Below are 23,621 nucleotides of genomic sequence, written 5' to 3' on the forward strand. Positions count from 1 at the left end.
GGGGCACGGAGGCGGGCGCCGACCGGGGCGCGGCGCCAGCCGGCGCGGGTGCGCCGGATCTGCGGGTGGACCAGCGGTCCATCATCTACACGGGCTCGATGCGGGTGCAGGTGGACGACGTCGACCGGGCGGCCCGGGACGCGATCGCGCTGGTGACCGCCGCGGGCGGCTTCGTCGGCGGGGACCAGCGCCGCAGTTCCGCCGCGGAGGCCACCGCCGACCTGGAGCTACGGGTGCCGGCGGCGAAGTTCACCGCCGTGGTCGACGACATCGCGAAGCTGGGCACCCAGCAGCGACGGGAGATCACCACGGAGGACGTCACCGAGGAAACCGTGGACCTGGACGCCCGCATCACCAGCCAGCGGGCCCGGGTGGAGAACGCCCGCCGGTTGCTGGCCCGGGCCACCACCATCAGCGACCTGGTGTCGCTGGAGAACGAGCTGGCCCGCCGGGAGGCCGACCTCGCCTCGCTGGAGGCGAAGAAGCGCCGGCTGGCCGACCTCACCGCGCTCTCCACCGTCACCGTGTCCCTGGTCGGGCCGGACGCCCGCCTGGCCGAGGAGGAGACCGACGCCGGCTTCCTGGTCGGGCTGAAGGGCGGCTGGAAGGTGTTCCTGACCTCGATGACCGTGCTGCTCACCGTGCTCGGGGCGATCCTGCCCTGGCTGGTCGTGTTCGGCGTACCGCTGGGTCTGGTCTGGTGGCTGGCCCGCCGGCGCCGTCAGCGGCGGCCCGCGGCGCTCGCCGTCGGCGCGCCGTCGCCGGCGGAGCCGGCGACGGCGGCCGGGGTCACTGCGCCGCCGCCAGTGCCCGGAGCGCGGTCTGCACCATGAGCCGCACCCCGGCGGGGATGGCCCGCTCGTCGGCGTCGAACGAGGCTCGGTGCAGGTCGACGTTCGGGCCGGACCGGCCGACGCCGAGCCGGGCCAGGGCGCCGGGGACGTACTCCAGGTACCAGGAGAAGTCCTCGCCGCCCATGCTCTGCGGGGTCTCGGCGACGCCCTCCGGGCCGAACGCGGCGACGGTGGCGGCGGTCAGGATCTGGATGGCCCGCGAGTCGTTGCTGACCGGCGGGCGACCGCGCAGGTATTCCAGGTCGACCGTCGCGCCGGTCGGCGCGACGACGTCCCGGACCACCTGCGCCACGATCTTGGGCGCCAGCTCCCAGGTGTCGCGGTCCATCACCCGCAGAGTGCCGGAAGCGCACGCCTCGGAGGGGATGACGTTGTAGCGGGTGCCGGCGGAGGCGTGGCCGAACACCAGCAGCAGCCCGCTGTTGGCCGGCACCCGGCGACTGACCAGCGCGGGCACCTCGGTGATCAGCCGGCCCAGTGCGTCGACCAGGTCGACGGTCAGGTGCGGGCGGGCGGTGTGCCCGCCCGGGCCGCCGAGTCGGACGGTGACGTTGTCGGCGGCCGCGGTGATCGGACCGACCCGCAGGCCGATCTTGCCGACCGGCAGGTTGGGGTCGCAGTGCAGCGCGAAGATCTGCACGACGTCGTCCAGCCCGCCGGCCTCGATCACCTCCAGCGAGCCGCAGGGCAGGATCTCCTCGGCCGGCTGGAAGATCAGCCGGACCCGGCCGGGCAGCTCGCCCAGCTCGGCGAGCTGGGCGAGCAGCATGCCGACGCCGAGCATGATCGTGGTGTGCACGTCGTGGCCGCAGGCGTGGCAGACGCCGTTCACGGTGGAGCGGTACGGCACGTCCTTGACGTCGGCCAGCGGCAGCGCGTCGATGTCGGCGCGCAGCGCCACCACCGGGCCGTCGGGCCGGCCGTCGATGTCGCAGATCACCCCGTTGCCCTTGGGCAGCAGCCGCGGGCGCAGCCCGGCCAGGGAGAGTTCCCGGGCGATCAGGGCGGCGGTCTCGAACTCCTCGCCGGAGAGTTCCGGGTGCGAGTGGATGTGACGGCGGGTGGCGATCAGCCCGGGTACCCGGAGGGCGAGCAGATGATCGAGCTCAAAGGGCAGGGGGTGGGACCCGGATGGCGCCTCCGGCCAGGGCGACGCCAGCTGGCTACCGTTCGGCAGCGTCAACGCACTCGTCACGTCGAATTCTCGATCACTAGTGATGGATGGATCATCGGGAACAGCAGACAGCCTAGACCTCCGCCGGTGACGCTGCGCAACCTCGTTACGGTAGTGATCGGAGCGCACAGCGTCACGAATGCCCTGATGAGAGCGTTCGTAGATTTGCGGGACAGCAGGTAGATCGCGGTCGAACGCCGTCATCTGCCCCCCACCTCCTACAACGCGTAACCAAATCTGCGGTCACGAAGTCAGCGCCCGCCCGAGCCTTGTCGTTCCGAATTGTCGCATTAGTCGGTTCCATTAACTGACGCTCCGACAATTACCCGACCACTGTCGGCGACGGCGCTCCGCAGACGCTCACACGTTCGGGCGTCGACCGACCGCACACGGTGTGCGTCCCCGTTCACCCGGTCCGCGTACCCGCAAACCTCACCGGCACACGCCGTGACCGGTGGGCCACGCCGCCCCGGGGGACGCGGAAGCTCTCCGGCGGCGTCGCCGGGCCTGCTCCCCGCGCCTGCGCCGCCGATCGGCGGCGGGAACTGCATCCGACTGTAGCGCTTCCACGCGCGCCGTAACGACCTGCGGAAACAGCGACGGCCACCGGCGCCGCGCGGTACGGGCGCGGCCGGTGGCCGTCGGTTAGGCCGGTCAGAACCGATCGCTCGGCCGGTAGAGCCCCCAGATCTCCCGCAGCGTCCCGCAGACCTCGCCCACCGTGGCCCGGGCGCGCAGCGCCTCCTTCATCGGGTAGAGCACGTTCTCGGTGCCCACGGCGGCGGTGCGCAGCTCGGCCAGCGCCCGCGCCACCACGTCACCGTCGCGCTCGGCGCGCAGCCGGGCCAGCCGCTCGGCCTGCGCCGCCTCGATCGCCGGGTCGACCCGCAGCGGCTCGTACGGCTCCTCCTCGTCGACGGTGAACCGGTTGAGCCCGACCACCACCCGCTCACCGGAGTCGATCTCCTGGGCGATCCGGTACGCGGACTGCTCGATCTCGCGCTTCTGGAAGCCGGCCTCGATGGCGTCCACCGCCGACCCGTGGTCGAAGACCCGGTCCATCAGCTCGGTGGCCGCCGCCTCGATCTCGGCCGTCATCGCCTCCACCACGTACGAGCCGGCGAACGGGTCGACGGTGGCGGTCAGGTCCGTCTCGTACGCCAGCACCTGCTGGGTGCGCAGCGCGAGCCGGGCCGCCTTCTCGGTGGGCAGCGCGATCGCCTCGTCGAAACTGTTGGTGTGCAGCGACTGGGTGCCGCCGAGCACCGCGCCGAGCCCCTGCACCGCCACCCGGACCAGGTTGACCTCGGGCTGCTGGGCGGTGAGCTGCACCCCCGCCGTCTGGGTGTGGAAGCGCAGCATCATCGACTTCGGGTTCTTCGCGCCGAAGTCGTCGCGCATCAGCCGGGCCCAGATCCGGCGGGCGGCCCGGAACTTGGCCACCTCCTCCAGCAGCGTCGTCCGCGCCACGAAGAAGAACGACAGCCGGGGCGCGAAGTCGTCCACCGCCAGCCCGGCCGCCAGCGCGGCCCGGACGTACTCGACGCCGTTGGCCAGCGTGAAGGCGATCTCCTGGGCGGGCGTCGCGCCGGCCTCCGCCATGTGGTAGCCGGAGATGGAGATGGTGTTCCACTTCGGCACCTCCTTGCGGCAGTACGCGAACGTGTCGGCGACCAGCCGCAGCGACGGCTTCGGCGGGAAGATGTACGTCCCCCGGGCGATGTACTCCTTGAGAATGTCGTTCTGGATCGTGCCGTTGAGCGCCGAGCCGGGGACCCCGCTCTCCTCGGCGACCAACTGGTAGAGCAGCAGCAGCACCGAACCGGGCGCGTTGATGGTCATCGAGGTGGAGACCTTGTCCAGCGGGATGCCGTCGAAGAGCAGCCGCATGTCCTCGATGGAGTCGATGGCCACCCCGACCTTGCCCACCTCGCCGTGCGCGATCGGGTCGTCGGAGTCGTAGCCCATCTGGGTCGGCAGGTCGAAGGCGACCGAGAGACCCATCGTGCCGGCCCGCAGCAACTGGTGGTACCGGGCGTTGGACTCGGTCGCGGTGCCGAACCCGGCGTACTGACGCATCGTCCAGGGACGGGAGGTGTACATGGTCGGGTACACCCCCCGGGTGTACGGGAACTCGCCCGGGCCGCCGAGCCGGGAGTCCAGGTCCTCGGGAAGGTCGGCCGCCGTGTAGACGCCCTTGATCGGGAAACCGGACTCGCTTGACCGCCGTTCACTCATTACCGGATGGTAGGACGCACGGAGACGTCGGCGGGTGAGGGATACCGCACACTACGTCGGCGCGGCTCGACGGGGGGTGAACCGCCGGGCACACACCGTCTAGTTCGGCAAAGTCCGCCGCGTCGGCTTCCGCATCGGGCGTCCGAACCAGCAAGATAGGGGGGTTGTGTGCCAGCCCCCTCGATATCCCCCGGTGGCTTTTCTGTGACTCAGATCCCGACGTGGAGCGGCGGACCAGTCAGTCCCCCCAACGGACGCGCGGCACCCGGCACCACCATCGGTGGTCGCTACTCGCTGCGCTCCGCGGTGGGCAACGGCGGCATGGGCACGGTCTGGCGTGCCACAGACACGCTGCTGCGCCGGGACGTGGCGGTCAAGGAGGTCGTCCTGCCCCCCGGGCTGGCCCCCAGCGACCGCGACGCCATGTACGAGCGCACCCTGCGTGAGGCCCGCGCCGCCGCCGCCATCCAGCATCCCGCCGTCGTCCAGGTGTACGACGTGGTCACCGAGGGTGGCCGGCCGTGGATCGTGATGGAGCTGCTCGACGCCCGCAGCCTCGCCGACATGGTGATCGAGGACGGGCCGGTCGCGCAGCGGGTGGTCGCCAAGATCGGCATCGCGCTGCTCGGCGCGCTCGAGGTGGCGCACGCGATCGGCGTGCTGCACCGCGACGTCAAGCCGGCCAACGTGCTGATCTGCTCCGACGGCCGCTGCGTGCTGACCGACTTCGGCGTGGCCCGGATGCCCACCGACGTGCAGCTCACCACGCCCGGGATGGTGCTCGGCTCGCCCCACTTCATCTCCCCGGAGCGGGCGATGGGCCAGGAGTTCGGCCCGCCGAGTGACCTCTTCTCCCTCGGCGTCACGCTCTACACGGCGGTGGAGGGTCGACCCCCGTTCGACAAGGGCGACCCGATCGAGACGATGCACGCGGTGGTCGAGGACCCACCGGCCCCGCCACAGCGCAGCGGGCCGCTGACCCGGGTGCTGATGGGCCTGCTGGAGAAGGACCCGGCCCGCCGGCTGGACGTGCACACCGCCCGCGCGATGCTGCGCGAGCTGCTCGCCGGCCCGCTCACCAGCACCGCCGCCGCGGTGAACTCGGTGACCGACCCGTACTCCGTGGTGCCGGTGCAGCGGCCGGTGCCGGCCCCGCCGCCGCCGACCGCGCCAGAGCCGAAGCCGAGCGGGCAGATCGGCGGGCGGGCGATGCTCGCCCCCGGGGAATCACTCACCGACCGGCTCGCCGCGCTGCGCCGGGGCGCTCGCCCCGGCCATGCCGCCGCGAGCGCCGCCGCGATGGACGAGACCAGCGCCGACGCGCTGGCCGGGCCGCTGCACACCCCGACCGGCGCGATGCCGGCCCCGACCGGCCGTCCGGCCCTGCCGAGTGCCGGCCACCCCTACGGCCAGCCGGGGGTCACCCAGCGGATCGGCGGCGCGGACGCCACCCAGCGGATCGGCGCGACCGGCGCCCCTCGGGCCACCGTGTACGGCGGCCAGCCGGAGGCCACCCAGCGGATCGGCGGCACCTACGGCGGCCAGTGGTCGGTGCCGGGCACCGGGCAGCCGTGGGCGGCGGCCACCACGCCCGGCACGGGGGCCCCGGGCGGCGGGCTGGGCCGGGTCCGCGACGCCGGCAGGCAGCTCGCCGGCACGGTGCAGGGCTGGCCGCGCAAGGTCCAGCTGGCGGCGGCCGGCGGGCTGGCCGTGGTGCTGCTGCTCGGGGCGGTCGCCCTGTTCAGCGGCGGCGACGCCCCGGCACCCACGCCGCCGCAGACCCAGCCCACCACGACCGCTTCCGCCGGGCCCGGCGTGGAGATGCAGGAGCACTCCGCGCGCGGTATCCAGGTGCTGGTGCCGAAGGGCTGGAAGAAGGCGACCGGCGGCGTCTACATCGACTACGTGGACCCGGACGACAGCGGCCGTAAGGTGCGCATCCTCACCGAGAAGTTCGGCGGCAGTTCGATGCGCTGGGCCGAGGTGGCCGCGAACGGCCTGGAGAAGCGGGCAGCGTCGTGCGCCAAGCCCTACCAGCAGATCGCCATGACCGAGCAGGAACTCGCCGGCAAGCCGGCGGCCGAGTTCGAGTACACCTGCGGCGAGGGCGAGGCGATGCGGCACGGGGTGTGGCGTGGGGTGGTGCACGACGGCAAGGTCTACTCGTTCTACCTCACCTGCACGGACGGGAAGTTCGCGGAGAGCAAGCCGATCTTCGACGAAATGGTGCGGTCGTTCCAGCTCACCGCCGCGGGCTGATCGCGGGGGAAGCGGAGGTGGTGATCGGCCGGCGTGCTATCAAGGGGCATGCCGGCGGACACCACTGACATCGACGACATCCGCGAGCAAGCCCGGCGCTGGCTCGCCGACGACCCTGACCCGGCCAGCCGCGACGAGCTGCGGGCGGTGCTCGACCGGCTGCCGGCGAGCGCCCCGGAGCTGGCCGACCGGTTCGCCGGCCCGCTGACCTTCGGCACCGCCGGGCTGCGCGGCCCGCTGCGCGCCGGGCCGAACGGGATGAACCTCGCGGTGGTCACCCGGGCCGCCGCCGGGCTGGTCGCCTGGCTCGCCGCCCGGGGCGGCTCCGGCCCCCTGGTGATCGGGTACGACGCCCGCCACGGTTCCCGCCAGTTCGCCGAGCGCACGGCCCAGGTGGCCACCGGCGCCGGCCGGGTCGCGCTGCTGCTGCCCCGACCGCTGCCCACCCCGGTGCTGGCGTACGCGGTGCGCCGCCTGGGCGCGGTGGCGGGGGTGATGGTGACCGCCAGTCACAACCCGCCGCAGGACAACGGCTACAAGGTCTACCTCGGCGAGGAGCTGGGCGGGCCGCTCGGCGCGGGCGCGCAGATCGTGCCGCCGGCCGACGCCGGGATCGAGGCGGCGATCCGGGCGGTCGGCCCGCTGGCCGAGGTGCCGCTCGGCCCGGCCGGCCAGGTGCTCGGCGACGACCTGGTGGCGTCCTACGTGGAGCGGGCCGCCGCGGTGGTCGCGCCGGACGGGCCGCGCGACCTGGCGGTGGCGTACACGCCGCTGCATGGGGTGGGGGCGGCGGCGCTGACCGCGGCCTTCGCCCGGGCCGGGTTCGCGGTGCCGGGGGTGGTGCCCGAGCAGGCCGAGCCGGACCCGGAGTTCCCCACCGTCTCCTTCCCCAACCCCGAGGAGCCCGGGGCGGTGGACCGGCTGGTGGCGCTCGCCGACAGCACCGGCGCGGACATCGCCGTCGCCAACGACCCGGACGCGGACCGCTGCGCGGTCGCCATCCGGGACGCGGCCACGGGCTGGCGGATGCTACGCGGGGACGAGGTGGGGGTGCTGCTCGCCGACCATCTGATGCGCCGTGGGGTGATCGGCCTGTACGCCACCACCATCGTGTCGTCGTCCCTGCTGCGGGCGATGTGCGCGGCCCGGGGCCTGCCGTACGACGAGACGCTGACCGGGTTCAAGTGGATCGTGCGGGCCGGCGACGGGAGCCAGCCGCTGGTCTTCGGCTACGAGGAGGCGCTCGGCTACTGCGTGGCGCCCGAACACGTACGCGACAAGGACGGCATCACCGCCGCGCTGACCGTGGCGGAGCTGGCCGCGGGGCTGAAGGCGCAGGGACGCACGTTGAGCGACCGGCTGGACGAGCTGGCCGCCGAGTTCGGCGTGCACCACACCGACCAGCTCTCGGTGCGGGTCGACGACCTGCGGGTGATCGCCGACGTGATGGCCCGGATCCGCGCCGCCACCCCGGCCAGCCTGCTCGGGCACCCGGTCACCGAGGCCCGGGACCTGCTGCCCGGGGCGGACGTGGTGATCCTGCGCAGCGAGGCGGCCCGGGTGGTGATCCGCCCGTCGGGTACGGAGCCGAAGCTCAAGGCGTACCTGGAGGTGGTGGAGCCGGTCACGGACGGTGACGTCGCCGCGGCGCGGGGCCGGGCGCAGGCCGCGGTCACCGCGCTGCGCGCCGAGATCGCCGCCGCGCTGGGGCTCTGAGCGCGGCCCGATGGTGGATCGCGCGGTGGCGCAGCGGCTCAGCGGCGGGGGCCGAGGGCGGCGTCGACGGCCCGGGCCAGCGCGGCCACGACCAATCCGACGGACGGGCGGACGACGGAGTCCTCCAGGCTGACCTCACCGGAGAAGCCGGCGCCGCTGGCGATCTCGGTCAGCCGGCGACGGGCATCCTCGGCGGCCGCGCCGCTCACCCCGAGCGCCGGCTCCATCCGCAGCACCGCGACGAGGGTGGCGAGCGCGGCGGTCCGCTCGTCGGGCGTGGCGGAGCCGGTGAGCGCCTCGGCGAGCCGCCGGCGGCTGTCCGCCTCGACCGCCGGGTTCACCACCGGGTAGCGGTGCACGTGGATGAAGCCCAGCTCGGTCTCGTCCACGTCCCGCACCACGCCCTGGCGGCACAGGTCGCCGAGGATCCGGTCGCGCAGGCCGTGCCGCAGCCGCTGCACCCAGGAGGAGGGGCTGTGCGGTGTGTCGGCGGCGATCCGGGCCAGGACGCCGTCGGTGACCGGCTCGCCGGTGGGCGTCGGGTCGAGCACCGCCAGGGATCCCTCGGCGTACGCGATGCGCCCGGCGAGGGCCAGTTCGATCAGCACCGCGGCGGCCATCCCGAGGTCGAGGCTGATCCGCGGCATGGCCGCCTTGCCGGTCTCGTCGTCGTACGCGAGGAGAAGCAGCTCTTCGGCGAGCGCAACACCAGTCATGGCCCGAGACGGTATCCGCTGCGCGCACCCAGTGCACGGACCCGCCCGATCCGGGCGGGACCGCGCGGCGGATCGGGCCGGCTCAGAACCGGGGCATGCCGCCGAACTGGCGGTCGCCGGCGTCGCCGAGGCCCGGCACGATGAACATCCGGTCGTTGAGTCCCTCGTCGACCGCGGCGGTGACCAGCCGCAGCGGCAGGCCGGACCGCGCCAGCCGCTCGATGCCCACCGGGGCGGCGAGCACGCAGAGCACGGTGATGTCGGCGCAGCCCCGGTCGGCCAGCAGCCGGCAGCAGTGCTCCAGCGAGCCGCCGGTGGCGAGCATCGGGTCGAGCACCAGCACCGGTCGGCCGGCCAGGTCCCGGGGCAGCGACTCCATGTAGGCGCGCGGCTCGTACGTCTCCTCGTCGCGGGCCAGACCGACGAAGCCCATCGACGACTCGGGCAGCAGGCCGAGCGCGGCGTCGGCCATGCCGAGACCGGCCCGCAGCACCGGCACCAGCAGCGGCGGGTTGGCCAGCCGGCTGCCCTCGGCGCCGGTGACCGGGGTCTGCACCGGGTACTTCTCGACCGCGAACGAGCGGGCGGCCTCGTACACCAGCATGGTGGTGAGTTCGTGCAGCGCTGCCCGGAACGAGGCGGAATCGGTGCGCGCGTCCCGCATGGCGGTCAGCCGGGACTGGGCGAGCGGATGGTCAATGACGTGTACGTCCACGATCGCTCAACCTACCGGTCCGCCGGGTTCGGCACCGGAGGTGCGGGCCGACCAGCGACGCCGCTCACGCGGCACCGCCACCGGGAGGCCGTGACCAAGATCACCCGCGCTCCGGACGCGTAGACTTCCCGGCATGACGGCGACAACGACGTCGGCCCGGTCGGACCTCTCCGAGCTGGGACGATCCGAGACCGCGCTGCGGACCTTCCTGCACGGCCTGCCCGGCGTGGACCAGGTCGGCGCGGAGCAGCGGGCGGCGCAGCTCGGGACCCGCTCCATCAAGACGACCGCCAAGGCGCAGGCGATCGACCTGGCCATCCGGATGGTCGACCTGACCACCCTGGAGGGCGCGGACACGCCCGGGAAGGTCCGCGCGCTCGCCGCCAAGGCGCTGCGCCCGGACCCGGCCGACCCGTCCTGCCCGCACGTCGGCGCGGTCTGCGTCTACCCGACGATGGTCCCGCACGTGGCCGAGGTGCTCCGCGGCAGCGGCGTGCACCTGGCCAGCGTGGCGACTGCCTTCCCGTCCGGGCAGGCGCCGCTGGAGGTCAAGCTCGCCGACACCCGGGCGGCCGTCGAGGCCGGCGCCGACGAGATCGACATGGTGATCAACCGGGGCGCCTTCCTGGCCGGCCGCTACAAGGAGGTCTACGACGAGATCGTGGCCACCAAGGAGGCCAGCGGGGACGCCCACCTCAAGGTGATCCTGGAGACCGGCGAGCTCGCCACCTACGACAACGTGCGGCGGGCCTCCTGGCTGGCGATGCTGGCCGGCGGCGACTTCATCAAGACCTCCACCGGCAAGGTCCCGGTGGCCGCCACCCCGCCGGTGACGCTGGTGATGCTGGAGGCGGTCCGTGACTTCCGCGCCGCCACCGGGCGGCAGGTCGGCGTGAAGCCGGCCGGCGGCATCCGAACCACCAAGGACGCGATCAAGTACCTGGTCATGATCAACGAGACCGTCGGCGCGGACTGGCTGGACCCGGACTGGTTCCGCTTCGGCGCGTCCAGCCTGCTGAACGACCTGCTCATGCAGCGCACCAAGCTGACGACCGGCGTCTACTCCGGTCCCGACTACTTCACCCTGGACTGAGAGCGATGTTCGAATACGCGCCCGCCCCCGAGTCGCGCTCGGTGGTGGACATCAGGCCCTCGTACGGGCTCTTCATCGGCGGACGGTTCGTCGACCCGACCGACGGCGGCTCCTTCAAGTCGATCAACCCGGCGTCGGAGGAGGTCCTCGCGGAGGTCGCCGAGGCCGGTGCGCAGGACGTCGACCGCGCGGTCCGCGCCGCCCGCGAGGCGTACGAGAAGGTCTGGGGTCCGATGCCGGGCCGGGACCGGGCCAAGTACCTGTTCCGGATCGCCCGGATCATCCAGGAGCGCTCCCGCGAGCTGGCGGTGCTGGAGTCGCTGGACAACGGCAAGCCGATCAAGGAGTCCCGCGACGTCGACCTGCCGCTGGTCGCCGCGCACTTCTTCTACTACGCCGGCTGGGCCGACAAGCTGGCCTACGCCGGGTTCGGCCAGCGGCCGACGAGTCAGCACAGCGGGACCGACCCGCGGCCTCTCGGCGTGGCCGCGCAGGTCATCCCGTGGAATTTTCCGCTGCTGATGCTGGCCTGGAAGATCGCCCCGGCGCTGGCCGCCGGCAACACGGTGGTACTGAAGCCGGCCGAGACCACCCCGCTGTCCGCGCTGCTCTTCGCCGAGATCTGCCAGCAGGCCGACCTGCCCGCCGGCGTGGTCAACATCGTCACCGGTGCCGGCGAGACCGGCCGGACGCTGGTCGAGCACCCCGGCGTGGACAAGGTCGCCTTCACCGGCTCCACCGAGGTGGGCCGGGCCATCGCCCGCGCGGTCGCCGGCACCCGCAAGAAGCTCACCCTGGAGCTGGGCGGCAAGGCCGCCAACATCGTCTTCGACGACGCCCCCATCGACCAGGCGGTCGAGGGGATCGTCAACGGCATCTTCTTCAACCAGGGGCACGTCTGCTGCGCCGGCTCGCGACTGCTGGTCCAGGAGTCGGTCGCCGACCGGGTGCTGGAGTCGCTGAAGCGGCGGATGGCCCAGTTGCGGGTCGGCGACCCGCTGGACAAGAACACCGACATCGGCGCCATCAACTCGGCCGCCCAGCTGGCCCGGATCCGGGAACTCTCCGAGGCCGGCGCCGCCGAGGGCGCGGAGCGCTGGTCGCCGCCGTGCCAGCTGCCCGAGCGGGGCTTCTGGTTCGCTCCGACCATCTTCACGGGGGTCACCCAGGCGCACCGGATCGCCCGGGAGGAGATCTTCGGCCCGGTGCTGTCCGTGCTCACCTTCCGTACCCCGGCCGAGGCGGTGGAGAAGGCGAACAACACGCCGTACGGGCTGTCCGCCGGGATCTGGACCGACAAGGGCTCCCGGATCCTCTGGATGGCCGACCGGCTCCGCGCCGGCGTGGTCTGGGCCAACACGTTCAACAAGTTCGACCCCACCTCGCCGTTCGGCGGCTACAAGGAGTCGGGCTACGGTCGCGAGGGCGGCCGGCACGGGCTGGAGGGCTACCTCAATGTCTGAGCGGGTCGCGGTACGCAAGACGTACAAGCTCTTCATCGGCGGGAAGTTCCCGCGCAGCGAGTCGGGACGGTCGTATCTCGTGCAGGACGCGAACGTGGCACTCTCCTCCCGCAAGGACGCCCGGGACGCGGTGGTCGCGGCCCGCGCCGCCGCGAAGGGCTGGGCCGGGGCGACCGCGTACAACCGGGGCCAGATCCTCTACCGGGTGGCCGAGATGCTGGAGGGCCGCCGCGAGCAGTTCGTCGCCCTGGGGGTCAGCGACGAGGAGGTGTACGCGGCGGTCGACCGCTGGGTCTGGTACGCCGGCTGGTCCGACAAGCTCCCCCAGGTGTACGGCGGCGCCAACCCGGTCGCCGGGCCGTACTTCAACCTCTCGGCGCCGGAGCCGACCGGGGTGGTGGCTGTGGTGGCGCCCGAGGCACCGGCGCTGCTCGGGCTGGTCAGCGTGGTCGCCCCGGCGATCGTCACCGGCAACACGGTGGTGGTGGCGGCCTCGCCGTCGGCCCCGCTGGCGGCGGTGACGCTGGCCGAGGTGCTGGCCACCTCCGACCTGCCCGGCGGCGTGGTCAACATCCTGACCGGCCGGCTGTCGGAGACCGTCCCGACGCTGGCCGCGCACATGGACGTCAACGCGATCGACCTGACCGGGGTGACCGACCCGGACCTGGCGGCAGATCTGGAGGTCCGGGCGGCGGAGAACCTCAAGCGGGTGCTCCGGCCGGTGCCGGCCGAATACGACTGGTACGCCGACCCCGGCATCACCCGGATGACGTCGCTGCTGGAGACCAAGACCGTCTGGCACCCCAAGGGGGTCTGACCCGCCGTGGAACGGGGGGTCTACTACGGGGGGTAGGATTGCCGTGTGACGCGGCTCGGTGATCTGGAACGTGCGGTGATGGACGTGCTGTGGGATTCGGTCCCGAGCACGTCCGACGGTGTCACGGTGCGCGAGGTGGCCGACGCGCTGGCCGGTCGCGAGCTGGCGTACACGACGGTGATGACCGTGCTCGACCGGCTCGCCGGCAAGGGCATGGTGCAGCGCGAGCGGGAGGGCCGGGCCTGGCGGTACCGGGCCGCCGCCAGCCGGGAGGCGCACATCGCGCAGCTGATGCTCGACGCGCTCGACCTGGGCGGCAGCCGGGACGCCGCGCTGGTGCGCTTCGCCCGCTCGGTGACCGGCACCGAGGCGGACGTGCTCCGCGCCGCGCTCTCCGCGCAGGCGGGGGTGACGCCGGCCGAACCGGCCGGGCCGGAGCTGGCCGACCGGGTCGAGGCCCCGCGCACCGACCGGGCCGGGCAACCGTCCCTGGCCGACGAGGCCACGGACCGGTAGGGCGGCGGCCGTGGCGTACGCCGTGCACTTCGCCGCGTCGATGCTGGCGTGCTGGCTCACCGCGCAGGTTCTCGCCGCGTCCACCTGGCCGTGGCGTAGCCCCCGGGTGGCGATCGTCTGCTGGCAGGCGGTCGGGCTGGCGGTCGGCCTCTCCGCGATGGGCCTGCCGATGGCGCTCGGCCTGGCCACCTACGACCGGCCGACCGGCAGCGCGCTGCTCGCCCTCGCCGCCGACCTGGGCCACGGCACCCTCCCGGCCGGGCTCGGCACGGTGCACCTCGGGCTGGTCGGGGTCGGTTTCGGCATCGGCGCGGTGCTGCTGACCACGACGGTCCGCAGCATCCACGGCACGGTACGGGCCCAGCGCCGGCACCGGGACCTGCTCACCCTGGTCGCCCGGCAGGACCCGACCGTACCCGGCGCGCTGGTCCTCGACCATCCGAGCGCGGCCGCGTACTGCCTGCCCGGGGTGAGGCCGCGGGTGGTGGTCAGCGCCGGGACGCTGAGCCTGCTGGATCGCGCCGAGCTGGAGGCGGTACTCGCCCACGAGCGGGCGCACGCCCAGGAGCGGCACGACCTCGTCCTGCTCCCGTTCACCGCGCTCTGCCGGGCGTTGCCCTGGTTTCGCTGGGTCCGCGCGGCCCACGAGCGGGTCGCCCTGCTGGTCGAGATGCGCGCCGACGACAAGGCCCGGGAGGCGCACGCCGACGCCCCACTGGCCGGCGCGCTGCGCCGGTTCGCCGCGGCCGGCAACCGGATCACCCCGGCCGGAGCGCTCGGCGTCGGCGATCGCGACCTGGATGTCCGGGTACAGCGGCTGCTGGTCGCCGACCGGCCGCCGCGGCTGATCGGCGCCGCCGCGCTGGCCGTGGCGACCACCCTGGCCGCGCTGCCCATCTCCCTCTTCCTCAGCTGACCGGTTCGCCGGGCAGCCCAGCGGTCACCCGCCCCACATGACTACTACGCACCGTCGTAGACTTGCATACGACGATGCGTAGTAGTCATGTGTAGAGAATCTACGTGTAGGCTGACTACGACAAGTGCGCCGACCTACGGGAGAGCCGGCAATGGACACCCTGCTCCTCGCCCGCCTGCAGTTCGCCACCACCACGTCGATCCACTTCCTCTTCGTGGTGGTCACCCTCGGCCTGGTCACCCTGCTGGTCGGGCTGCAGACCACCTGGGTGCTCACCGACAAACCGGTCTACGAGCGGCTGACCCGGTTCTGGGGCCAGCTCTACGTGATCAACTATGTGCTGGGCATCGCCACCGGCGTCGTGATGGAGTTCCAGTTCGGGCTGAACTGGAGCGGGCTGTCGCGCTACGTCGGAAACGTCTTCGGGGCGCCGCTGGCGATCGAGACGCTGGTCGCGTTCTTCCTCGAATCCACCTTCCTCGGCATGTGGATCTTCGGCTGGCACCGGCTGCGCCGGGGCGTCCACCTCGCGCTGCTCTGGGGTGTCGCGCTCACCGCGTACGCCTCGGCGTTCTGGATCATGGTGGCCAACTCCTGGCTGCAGAACCCGGTCGGCCACGAGGTACACGACGGCGTCGCCCACCTCACCGACTTCACCGCCCTGCTGACCAATCCCAGCCTCGGGATGGCCCTCGGGCACGTGGCCTCGGCCGCCCTGCTCGTCGGCGGCATGCTGATGGCCGCGGTCAGCGCCTGGCACCTGATCCGGCGTACCCCCGACCTCGCGCTGTTCCGTACCTCGCTGCGGATCGGGCTGATCACCGCGGCGCTGTCCATCACGCTGGTGCAGGGCTTCGGCTTCGCCCAGTTCGGGCCGGTCGGGGCGGTGCAGCCGACCAAGTTCGGCGGTGGTCCCGCCGCCGAGGAGCTGATCGCCGACTGGACCGCCCGGTTCGGTCCCGGCGACTACACCCCGCCGGTGCTGGCCAGCGTCGGGCTCGGCTTCATGATCCTGATCGGTCTCGGCCTCGGCCTGCTCTGGCTGCTGCTCCCCCTGCTCTGGCGGGACTGGATCATCCGGCTGCGCTTCCCGCTCTGGCTGCTCCTGCTCGCCCTGCCGCTGCCCTTCGTCGCGGTGATCCTCGGTTGGATCGCCCGGGAGGTCGGCCGGCAGCCCTGGGTGGCCTACGGGCTGCTCCCCACCGAGCAGGCCGTCTCCGGCGTCGGCCCCGGCGTGATGCTCGCCTCGCTGATCGGCTTCAGCCTGCTGCTCGGCACGCTCGCCGTCACCAACTGGGTGTTGCTGGCGAAGCACGCCGCCCGGGGCGCGTACGACCCGGCCCTCGGCCGCCGGCCGACACAACCGCCGGCCGATCCCCGCCCCGAACCGGCCTTCGCCTGAGGAGACCACGTGGAACTCGCCTGGTACGCCCTGCTCGGTCTCTTCTTCGCCAGCTACCTGGTGCTCGGCGGCTACGACTACGGCGTCGGCCTGCTACTGGCCCGGGGCGCCGACCCGACCCGCCGCCGGGCCCTACTGAACGCGGTCGGGCCGTTCTTCCTCGGTAACGAGGTCTGGCTGGTGGCGGCCGTCGGCATCCTGTTCGGCGCCTTCCCCGTGCTGGAGGGAGAACTCCTCTCCGGCTTCTACCCGGCCGTGGTCGGGGCGCTGTTCGGGGTGATCACGGTCACCGCCGGGGTGCAGCTGCGCAGCCGGCCGGCCGGCCCGCGGGCCCGGACCGGCTGGGACCGGGTGGTGGTGGCCGGCAGCGTGCTCGCCGCGCTCGGCTGGGGCGCCCTGCTAGGCGGGCTGCTCCAGGGCGTACCGCTGCACGCCGACGGCCACGTCGCGGGCGTGACCCACCTGCTCACCCCGTTCGCGGCCGCCGCCGGGCTCGCCGTGGTGGCTCTCGTCGCGGTGCACGGGGCGACCTTCCTCACCCTCCGGCTGCCGGCCACCGAGGCCGAGGGGGTCGGCCGGCTCGCCCGCCGGCTGGTGCCGGTGGCGCTCGCCGCGGTCGGCGCGGCCACCGCCCTCGGCCTGCTCTCCGATCGGGTACGCGCCACCGCGCAGCAGCCGGTGGCCGCCGTACTCCTGCCGGTGGTGCTGGTCGCGGCGCTGCTGGTCGCCCGCGCGGCGCTCATCCGGCGGCGGCCGGGGCTGGCCTTCGCTGCCACCGGCGCGGCGCTGGCGCTGCCGGTGGCGCTGGTCGGCGCCGCCCTCTGGCCCTACGCGCTGGTCTCCACCGTCGACGCCGGGTCATCACTGACCGTGGCCGATGCGGCGGCGAGCGGCCCCACCCTGCGGCTGCTGGGCTGGCTGACGGTGCCGCTCCTGCCGGCCCTACTAGGCTTTCAGGCGATGTGCTGGTGGGTGTTCCGGGGACGGACCGACGGCAGGGCACCGGTGTACTGGTGAACCGCCGTCCCTTCGACCCGCGTCTGCTGCGTCGGGTCCCCGCGGCCCGGCGCGACCTCGCCGTGCTCGCGCTGCTCGGCGTGCTGGCCGCGGGCCTGGTCGTCGCGCAGGCCACCACCCTGGCCGCGCTGCTGGCGACCGGCTTCGAAGGGCGGGTGGACCGGCCGGCGCTGGCCGGCTTCGTCGCCACGGTGGCCGCCCGCGCCCTGCTGATCTGGGCGCAGGGCACGGTCTCGGCGCGGGTCGCCGCCACGGTCAAGGCGACCCTGCGCACGGAGCTGCTCGGGGCGGTCGGGCGGCACGGCCCCGGCTGGGTCGCCGGCCAGCGCGCCGGGCAGCTCGCCACCCTGACCGGGCGCGGGCTCGACGCGCTGGACGCCTACTTCACCGGGTACCTGCCGCAGCTCGTGCTCAGCGTCACCGTGCCACTCGCCGTACTGGCGCGGATCTTCCTCGCCGACTGGAGCTCGGCACTGATCATCGCGGTCACCCTGCCGCTCATCCCGATCTTCGGGGCCCTGCTCGGCTGGCAGGCGCAGGCCGCCACGGAACGCCAATGGCGGCGGCTGTCCCGGCTCGGCGGGCACTTCCTCGACATGGTCGCCGGGCTGCCCACGCTGCGCGCCTTCGGTCGGGCCCGGGCACAGACCGAGGTGGTCCGCCGGATGGCCGACGGGCACCGGGTCGCCACCATGAAGACGCTGCGCATCGCCTTCCTCTCCGCCCTGGTGCTGGAGCTGGTGGCCACCCTGTCGGTGGCGCTGGTCGCGGTGCCGGTCGGCGTCCGGCTGCTCGGTGGCGGGCTGGCCCTGCAGACCGCGTTGCTGGTACTGCTGCTCACCCCGGAGGCGTACCTGCCGCTGCGGGCGGCCGGCGCCCGGTTCCACGCCAGCATGGAGGGGCTGGCCGCGCTGGACGAGGCACTCACCCTCTCGGCCCGCGCACCGGAGCCACCACGGCGGGAGGGCGCCGCGGCGGTGCCGGACGGCCGGGGCGAGATCCGCTTCGAATCGGTGACCGTCGAGTACGAGCGCACCACGGCGCTGCGGGACGTCTCGCTGACCATCCGGCCCGGCGAGCGGATCGCCGTCATCGGGCCGAGCGGCGCCGGCAAGAGCACCCTGCTCGGCCTGCTCCTCGGCTTCGTCACGCCGACCGTCGGCCGGGTCACCGTGGGCGGGGTGGACCTCGCCGACGCCGACCTCGACGCCTGGCGCCGGCAGTTGGCCTGGGTGCCGCAGCGGGCTCACCTCTTCGCCGCCTCAGTGGCCGACAACATCCGCCTCGGCGCCCCGGGCACGCCGGACGCCGCGCTCGCCCCCGCGGTCCGCGACGCGGCCCTGGACGAGGTGGTCGCCGGGCTGCCCGACGGGCTGGCCACCGTGCTCGGCGAACGCGGGCACGGCCTGTCCAGCGGCCAGCGGCAACGGGTGGCGCTGGCCCGCGCGTTCCTGCGGGACGCCCCGGTGGTGCTGCTCGACGAGCCGACCGCCCGGCTGGACACCGCCTCCGAGACCGTGGTGCTGGCGGCCACCCGCCGGCTGGTCACCGGCCGGACGGCACTGCTGGTGGCGCACCGGCCCGCGCTGCTCGCGGACGCCGACCGGATCCTCCGGGTGGAGCACGGCCGGGTCACCGAGCTCACCCCCGCCCCCGTCGGGGAGGCGGCCCGGTGAACGGCACCCCCCGGCACCCCGAGCGGACCGTCCTGCGGCTGGCCCGGCCGTACCTGAACCGGCTGGTCGGGGCCGGGCTGCTGGCCGCCGGCACCGAGTTCGCCGGCCTGGCCCTGATGGCCACCGCGACCTGGCTGCTGATGAGCGCCGCCGGTCGGCCGCCGCTGGACCGGCTCACCGTGGCGATCGTGGCGGTCCGGGCCCTCGCCATCAGCCGGGGGGTGCTCCGCTACACGGAACGGCTCGCCGGGCACGACGCCGTACTGCGGCTGATCACCGACGTCCGGGCCCGGGTCTTCGCCACCCTCGCCGCCCGCCCGGCCCCGCGCCAGCGCGCCGGGGACGCGCTCAGCCGGCTGGTCTCCGACGTCGAGGCGGTGCAGGACCTGCTGCTGCGGGTGCTCGTGCCGGCCGCGGCGGCCGTGCTGGTCAGCGCGGTCGCGGTCGGCGGGGCCGCGCTGGTCTCGCCGGCCGCCGCCGGGGCGCTCGCCGTCGGGCTGCTGGTGGCCGGGGTCGCGCTGCCCGCACTGGCCACCGCGCTGACCCGGCGCGCCGGCGCCGAACTCGCGCCGCTGCGCGGTGCGCTGGCCACGGACGCGGTGGACCTCACCCACGGCGCCGCCGACCTGGCCGCCTTCGGCGCCACCGGGTACGCGCTGCACGCGGCGCGGGAACGCGCCGGGCGGCTGGCCCGGCTGGAGCGGCGGCTGGCCGCGACCGGGTTCGCGGTGGACGCGGCCGGGGTGCTGCTGTCCGGCCTGACCGCCGGCGCGGTGGTGCTGACCGCCCTGGCGGCCGGTGTCGACGGGGTGCTGGTCGGCGTGCTGGCGGTCGGCACGCTTGCCGCCGTGGAGATCGCACTGGCGCTGGTCGGGGCAGCCCGGCAGTGGACCGGTCTGCGGACCGGCCTCGCCCGGGTCGCCGCCCTGCTGGCGGAGACCCCGGCCGCTCCGGCCGGCGGCGGAGCCGGCGTCGAACCGGGGCCGCACGCGGTGCGGTTCGAGGAGGTGACCGTCCGCTACCGGGATGGGGCCGCGCCGGCCCTGGACGGGTTCAGCCTGGACCTGCCGCCCGGTCGCCGGGTGGCCGTGGTCGGGCCCAGCGGCGCCGGCAAGAGCACCCTGGCGGCCGTCCTCACCGGGACGGTCCGGCCGCAGGGCGGACGGGTCACCCTGGACGGACGGGAGCTGTCGGCGTACCGGGGCGAGGAGCTGCCGCGGGCGGTCGGCGGGCTGCTCGCCGAGGCGTACGTCTTCCACGCCTCGGTGCGGGAGAACCTGCTGCTCGGCCGTCCGGGGGCGGGCGACGACGAGCTGGCCGCGGCGACCGCGGCGGCCGGGTTGCTGGACTGGGTACGCGCGCAGCCGGCCGGCTGGGAGACCGTGGTCGGTGAGGAGGGCGGGCAGCTCTCCGGCGGTCAACGGCAGCGTCTCGCGCTGGCCCGGGCGCTGCTCGCCGCGCCCGGGGTGCTGGTGCTCGACGAGCCGACGGAAGGGCTGGACCCGGCCGCCGCCGACGCGGTGCTCCGCTCCACGCTGGCCGCCACCCCGGCCGGGCACTCCGTGCTGCTGATCAGCCACCGGCTGCTCGGTCTGACCGAGCTGGACGAGATCCTGGTGCTCGACGCCGGCCGGATCACCCAGCGCGGCCGGCACGCCGACCTGGTCGAGGCCCCCGGCTGGTACCGGGACCAGTGGCTGCTCCAGGAGGCGGCCGAGCGCGGCTACCTCGCGCTGGCTCCCTGACCGGCCGGCCCGGCCGGTCTCCGGGTCGGGCCAGGGTTGTCCCGGACGACGCCCGGCGGCCGCCGGTGGCAGGGTGGGCTCATGCAAGGCTGCGACGACGTGTGGGTGGAGGACCGCCTGCGGGAGCTGGCCGGGCGGCTGCACGGGCCGCGCCGGCTGAAGTCCGACCTGCTGACCGAGGCAAGGCACGGCCTGTCGGACGCGGTCGAGGCGTACCGGGCGGACGGGCTGTCGGCGGCCGAGGCGCAGCGCCGGGCGGTGGCCGAGTTCGGCACCCCGGCGCAGCTGGTCCCGGCGTATCAGGCGGAGCTGGCGGTAGGCGCGCTGCGCGGGCTGGCGCTGCGGGTGGTCGCCATGGCCGTCGCCGTGATGCTGGCCGGCGACCTCACCTGGCAGGGGTCGAGCTGGAGCAACGACGGCCCCCGGCCGCCGGCCGGCTACTTGCTCCTGTCCGCCTCGTTGAGCTGGATCTGGGGCACCGCGTTCGTGCTGGCGGCGGCCGCGCTGGTGCTGGCCGGAGCCGGCCGGTGGGCGCTGCGCGGCCCGGCCGGGCTGGGCCGGGCGGTCGGTGCCGGGCTGACCGCCGTCCTCGTCCTCGGCGCGCTGGCCGGCACGGCCCTGTTCGGCTGGTCGTTCGGGCTCTGGGAGGCCGCCCTCACCTGGCCACCGATGATCGTCGGCGGGATGCTGGTCTGCGCCGGCTACTTCTGGCTGGCCCGGGCGGCCCGCGGCTGGCTGCTCGCCGCCCGCTGAGCCGGCCCGGTCAGGCCGGGGCGGTGGGTGGGGGATCAGCGTCGAGGAAGCGCCCGACGGTGGAACGGAACTCGCGCCAGTCCGACCGCTCCCCCGCGAGCGCCCGCCGTCCCGCGTCGGTGAGCTGGTACGTCCGCCGTTCCCGGCCGTTGACGATGCTCCAGCTGCTCACCACGTGCCCGGCCCGCTCCAGCCGGCGCAGTGCCGGATAGACGGTGCCGGTGGGCAGGTCCAGCTGGCCGTCGCTGCGGGCCCGCAGCGCCTCGATGATCGCGTAGCCGTGCAGCGCGCCCCGCTCCAGCACCGCGAGCAGGAGTGCGTCGAGGTGTCCGTGCATCGCCTGGGCCTTCATGTGTAGCTAGGCTACTTGTGTACCGGCCGGTCCGCCACCGGGGTGCGGGCACCGGTCGCCCGGAGCCGCCCACTAGGGTATGTGCCCAGAGTCACTCGCCGGCAGCGGAGGCCGACGGGTGCGCAACCCAAAGCACACGGAGGTCAGCGTGGCCCGCCAGTCGCCCCAACGGCCCGACGCCGACGAGCCCGAGCTCGACGACGCCGGCGACCCGGCCGAGTCCGACAATGTCCCCGCGTCGGCCGAGACCGCCCGCGCGCTCTGGGACGAACTGCGGGTCGACCCGGTGGAGATCGCCCTACCCGCCGGGACCGGCTACACGCTGCGGGCGTACCGGTCGGCGCGGGAACTGACCCCGACCGACGTCACCGAGCGCGACCAGGACGACCCGTTCCTGGCCCGCCGGCAGGTCGCCGAGGCCGACGAGGACGAGGACGACGAGAGCGTGGTCATCCTCGACGAGGACCTCGCCCGGGAGTTCGCCGACAGCGACGAGGAGAAGACCACCGCCCGCCGCGGCGACACCGAGTCCGACGAGGAGACCGACGAGGAGACCGACGAGGCGGCGGCCGAGGACGAGGCGGGCGACGAGGAGGTGCCGGTCTTCCTCAGCCACCGGGGGAAGCTGCTGCTGTTCAAGACACCTGAGTCGCTGGTCAGCTTCATCCGGTCCGGGGCACCGAACGACATGTCCCAACTGGACAGCTGGAATGAACTGTCCGAACGGGTGGAACCGGCCGACATCGCGCCGCTCGACGAGGACATCTACGAGCTCGACCTGGTTGTGGAGAACCTCCGCGGCGGGCACGACACCTGGGACCCGACGCTGCTGATCGAGGCCGGCGAGGTGGCCCGCGACGTCGCGTACGCGCTGCGTCTGCCCGCGGTGCAGGACATGCTCTCCGCCGGGTCCAGCCTCGACGACCTGGACGAGGCGCTGCGCGCCACGGTCAACGGCGGCGTCGGCGGGTTCCTCGGCCGCCGACGGCTGAAGAAAATCGGGGCACAAACCGCAAGTTTGGGTTGGCGCACCATTGTCGGCAAGATCTCTGCTGTCGTGGACTGGCGCGACTGACCCCGAGCGGGGAGCATCAGTCTCTGGCAGTGCAAGACCTGTGTCCCGGGAGGAGGACGACGCCGTGGCGCTCGTGCGCGTGTACTGCGGTCTGGCCTCGGCGGATCCGGCCGACCGATCGGCTTCGGCCGGTTCGGCGCTGACGTCCGCTGTGGTCGACGACGCAGGCCGTCTGCTGCATGTCTGCGAGATCGGCGACGACCCGGCGGGCTATGCCCAGCTGGTCACGCTGCTCGTGGAGCGGTCGGGCGGGCCGAGCGGTGCGGCGATCGCCGCCGACAGCGACGACCACACAGTCACCTCGCTGCTCAGCGCGGCGGGTCGCCCCCTGGCGATCGCCGACGACGACTCCGTCGACGACTTCGCCGAGCGGTTCGCCGACGACGACTCCCTGGAGGAGATGCAGTCCCCGCAGGCGGAGCGCCGCGCGGTCGGCCTGGCCCGTGCCCTGCAGGCCGGCGCGCTCTCGGCGGTCACCCTGCCCGCCCCACGTGACCTCGCCGGGTACAAGCAGGTGCTAGCCGCGCACGCCGCGCTGGCCAGCGGCCGGCACTCCGCCGCCGTCGCGCTGCGGGAGGTGCTCCGCGAGCTCTACCCGGCCGCGCTGCGGGCCTACCTCGACCCGGCCGAGCCGGTCCCGCTGGCCGTCCTGGACGCGCTGCCCGAGCCGGGCATGCTGTCCGGGACCGTCGCGCGGGGCCGCGACGTGGCCGTCGCCGCCGACGCGGTGGCGGCGCACCTCGCGGCGGACGGGATCGCCGACGCCGGCGAGATCGAGGAGGCGGTGACCGCGCTGCGGGTGGCGATCTCCGAGACGCCGCGGCGCACGACGGTCAACCGGGCCCTCACCTCCGCCGTGGCGGAGACCGTGCGCCAGGCGGTCGCCTCCGTCCGGGCCTGCGACGCCGGCTGCGAAGCGCTGGTCGGCGCGCTCAGCGCGCGGGTCACCACGCCCGCTCCAGCTCCCGGACGCCGCGCCGCGGCCCGGCGCGGCGAGCCGGTCGACGAACTGCCCGGCCTCACCCCGGCCGGCTCCGGTCTGCGCGCGGTCCGGCAGGCGGAGCCCGGACCGGCCCCGTCCGGCGGCCGCCGGAGCCGACCGGAGCCGGTCTCCGGTGCCACCC

General features: G+C 74.2%; 18 protein-coding genes and 2 pseudogenes. 15 read left to right on the forward strand and 5 right to left on the reverse strand.

The features are described 5' to 3' along the window. Positions 1 to 833 (forward strand): DUF4349 domain-containing protein (locus C1I99_RS12495; RefSeq protein WP_111134390.1); only part of this gene is annotated, 833 nt, incomplete at its 5' end. Here the strand turns inward: C1I99_RS12495 and C1I99_RS12500 are convergent. Both C1I99_RS12500 and C1I99_RS12505 read right to left on the reverse strand, forming a co-directional pair. Further along, positions 790 to 2,049: an amidohydrolase gene (locus tag C1I99_RS12500; protein ID WP_111134391.1), complete on the reverse strand. Its 1,260-nt coding sequence runs from the start codon at positions 2,047 to 2,049 to the stop codon at positions 790 to 792. The genes C1I99_RS12495 and C1I99_RS12500 overlap by 44 nt on opposite strands. A 633-nt stretch (positions 2,050 to 2,682) precedes the next feature. Next, on the reverse strand, positions 2,683 to 4,266 hold the full coding sequence (locus C1I99_RS12505) for an acyl-CoA mutase large subunit family protein (RefSeq protein WP_111134392.1): 1,584 nt from the start codon (positions 4,264 to 4,266) through the stop codon (positions 2,683 to 2,685). A 204-nt stretch (positions 4,267 to 4,470) separates the two neighbouring features. Here C1I99_RS12505 and C1I99_RS12510 point away from each other — a divergent pair, with 204 nt between their 5' ends. Further along, positions 4,471 to 6,525: a serine/threonine-protein kinase gene (locus tag C1I99_RS12510; protein WP_111134393.1), complete on the forward strand. Its 2,055-nt coding sequence runs from the start codon at positions 4,471 to 4,473 to the stop codon at positions 6,523 to 6,525. Positions 6,526 to 6,573: 48 nt separating this feature from the next. After that, entirely contained in the window at positions 6,574 to 8,241 is a 1,668-nt protein-coding gene (locus C1I99_RS12515) for a phospho-sugar mutase (protein ID WP_111134394.1), read from the forward strand. Positions 8,242 to 8,279: 38 nt separating this feature from the next. Here the strand turns inward: C1I99_RS12515 and C1I99_RS12520 are convergent, their stop codons facing one another. Together C1I99_RS12520 and upp are read right to left on the reverse strand one after the other, a co-directional pair. Next, complete coding sequence (locus C1I99_RS12520; protein WP_111134395.1) at positions 8,280 to 8,957, reverse strand: GOLPH3/VPS74 family protein; 678 nt, start codon at positions 8,955 to 8,957, stop codon at positions 8,280 to 8,282. Positions 8,958 to 9,039: 82 nt separating this feature from the next. After that, positions 9,040 to 9,672 carry a uracil phosphoribosyltransferase gene (upp, locus tag C1I99_RS12525; protein WP_111134396.1) on the reverse strand — a complete coding sequence of 211 codons (633 nt, stop codon included), beginning with the start codon at positions 9,670 to 9,672 and terminating at the stop codon, positions 9,040 to 9,042. Positions 9,673 to 9,805: 133 nt separating this feature from the next. On the opposite strand from upp, the gene deoC reads away from it, so the two are divergent. The 10 genes and pseudogenes from deoC (at position 9,806) to C1I99_RS12575 (ending at position 21,070) form a co-directional block, all read left to right on the forward strand. Beyond that, entirely contained in the window at positions 9,806 to 10,765 is a 960-nt protein-coding gene (gene deoC, locus C1I99_RS12530; protein WP_111134397.1) for a deoxyribose-phosphate aldolase, read from the forward strand. Positions 10,766 to 10,770: 5 nt separating this feature from the next. Further along, entirely contained in the window at positions 10,771 to 12,228 is a 1,458-nt protein-coding gene (locus C1I99_RS12535) for an aldehyde dehydrogenase family protein (RefSeq protein WP_111134398.1), read from the forward strand. Next, positions 12,221 to 13,045 (forward strand): aldehyde dehydrogenase family protein, encoded by an 825-nt coding sequence (locus tag C1I99_RS12540; RefSeq protein ID WP_111134399.1) that lies wholly within the window; start codon positions 12,221 to 12,223, stop codon positions 13,043 to 13,045. The genes C1I99_RS12535 and C1I99_RS12540 overlap by 8 nt, the downstream gene beginning before the upstream one ends. Before the next feature lie 45 nt (positions 13,046 to 13,090). Beyond that, positions 13,091 to 13,561, forward strand: coding sequence for a BlaI/MecI/CopY family transcriptional regulator (locus tag C1I99_RS12545; RefSeq protein WP_111134400.1), 471 nt, complete (start codon positions 13,091 to 13,093; stop codon positions 13,559 to 13,561). A 10-nt stretch (positions 13,562 to 13,571) separates the two neighbouring features. Then, positions 13,572 to 14,477, forward strand: a complete 906-nt coding sequence (locus C1I99_RS12550) for a M56 family metallopeptidase (RefSeq protein WP_111134401.1) — start codon at positions 13,572 to 13,574, stop codon at positions 14,475 to 14,477. Positions 14,478 to 14,628: 151 nt separating this feature from the next. Continuing rightward, positions 14,629 to 15,879 (forward strand): cytochrome ubiquinol oxidase subunit I, encoded by a 1,251-nt coding sequence (locus C1I99_RS12555; RefSeq protein ID WP_111134402.1) that lies wholly within the window; start codon positions 14,629 to 14,631, stop codon positions 15,877 to 15,879. A gap of 9 nt (positions 15,880 to 15,888) precedes the next feature. After that, complete coding sequence (gene cydB / locus C1I99_RS12560) at positions 15,889 to 16,896, forward strand: cytochrome d ubiquinol oxidase subunit II (RefSeq protein WP_111134403.1); 1,008 nt, start codon at positions 15,889 to 15,891, stop codon at positions 16,894 to 16,896. Next, on the forward strand, positions 16,893 to 18,572 hold the full coding sequence (cydD, locus tag C1I99_RS12565) for a thiol reductant ABC exporter subunit CydD (protein ID WP_111134408.1): 1,680 nt from the start codon (positions 16,893 to 16,895) through the stop codon (positions 18,570 to 18,572). Before cydB ends, cydD begins: the two co-directional genes overlap by 4 nt. Then, positions 18,497 to 20,317 (forward strand): annotated as a pseudogene (gene cydC / locus C1I99_RS12570) (thiol reductant ABC exporter subunit CydC); the annotation flags it as partial. The gene cydD and the pseudogene cydC, both read left to right, overlap by 76 nt. Positions 20,318 to 20,398: 81 nt before the next feature. Then, positions 20,399 to 21,070 carry a permease prefix domain 1-containing protein gene (locus tag C1I99_RS12575; RefSeq protein WP_111134405.1) on the forward strand — a complete coding sequence of 224 codons (672 nt, stop codon included), beginning with the start codon at positions 20,399 to 20,401 and terminating at the stop codon, positions 21,068 to 21,070. A gap of 10 nt (positions 21,071 to 21,080) precedes the next feature. On the opposite strand, the gene C1I99_RS12580 is transcribed toward C1I99_RS12575, so the two are convergent. Further along, positions 21,081 to 21,422 carry a PadR family transcriptional regulator gene (locus tag C1I99_RS12580; RefSeq protein WP_111134406.1) on the reverse strand — a complete coding sequence of 114 codons (342 nt, stop codon included), beginning with the start codon at positions 21,420 to 21,422 and terminating at the stop codon, positions 21,081 to 21,083. A 118-nt stretch (positions 21,423 to 21,540) separates the two neighbouring features. On the opposite strand from C1I99_RS12580, the gene C1I99_RS12585 reads away from it, so the two are divergent. Both C1I99_RS12585 and C1I99_RS12590 read left to right on the forward strand, forming a co-directional pair. Next, positions 21,541 to 22,497, forward strand: a complete 957-nt coding sequence (locus C1I99_RS12585; RefSeq protein ID WP_111134407.1) for a SatS C-terminal domain-containing protein — start codon at positions 21,541 to 21,543, stop codon at positions 22,495 to 22,497. Between the two features lie 40 nt (positions 22,498 to 22,537). Continuing rightward, positions 22,538 to 23,621: pseudogene (locus tag C1I99_RS12590) on the forward strand (transposase); the annotation flags it as partial.

It is taken from the genome of Micromonospora deserti (genome assembly GCF_003236335.1).
Classification (GTDB): Bacteria; Actinomycetota; Actinomycetes; order Mycobacteriales; family Micromonosporaceae; genus Micromonospora; species Micromonospora deserti.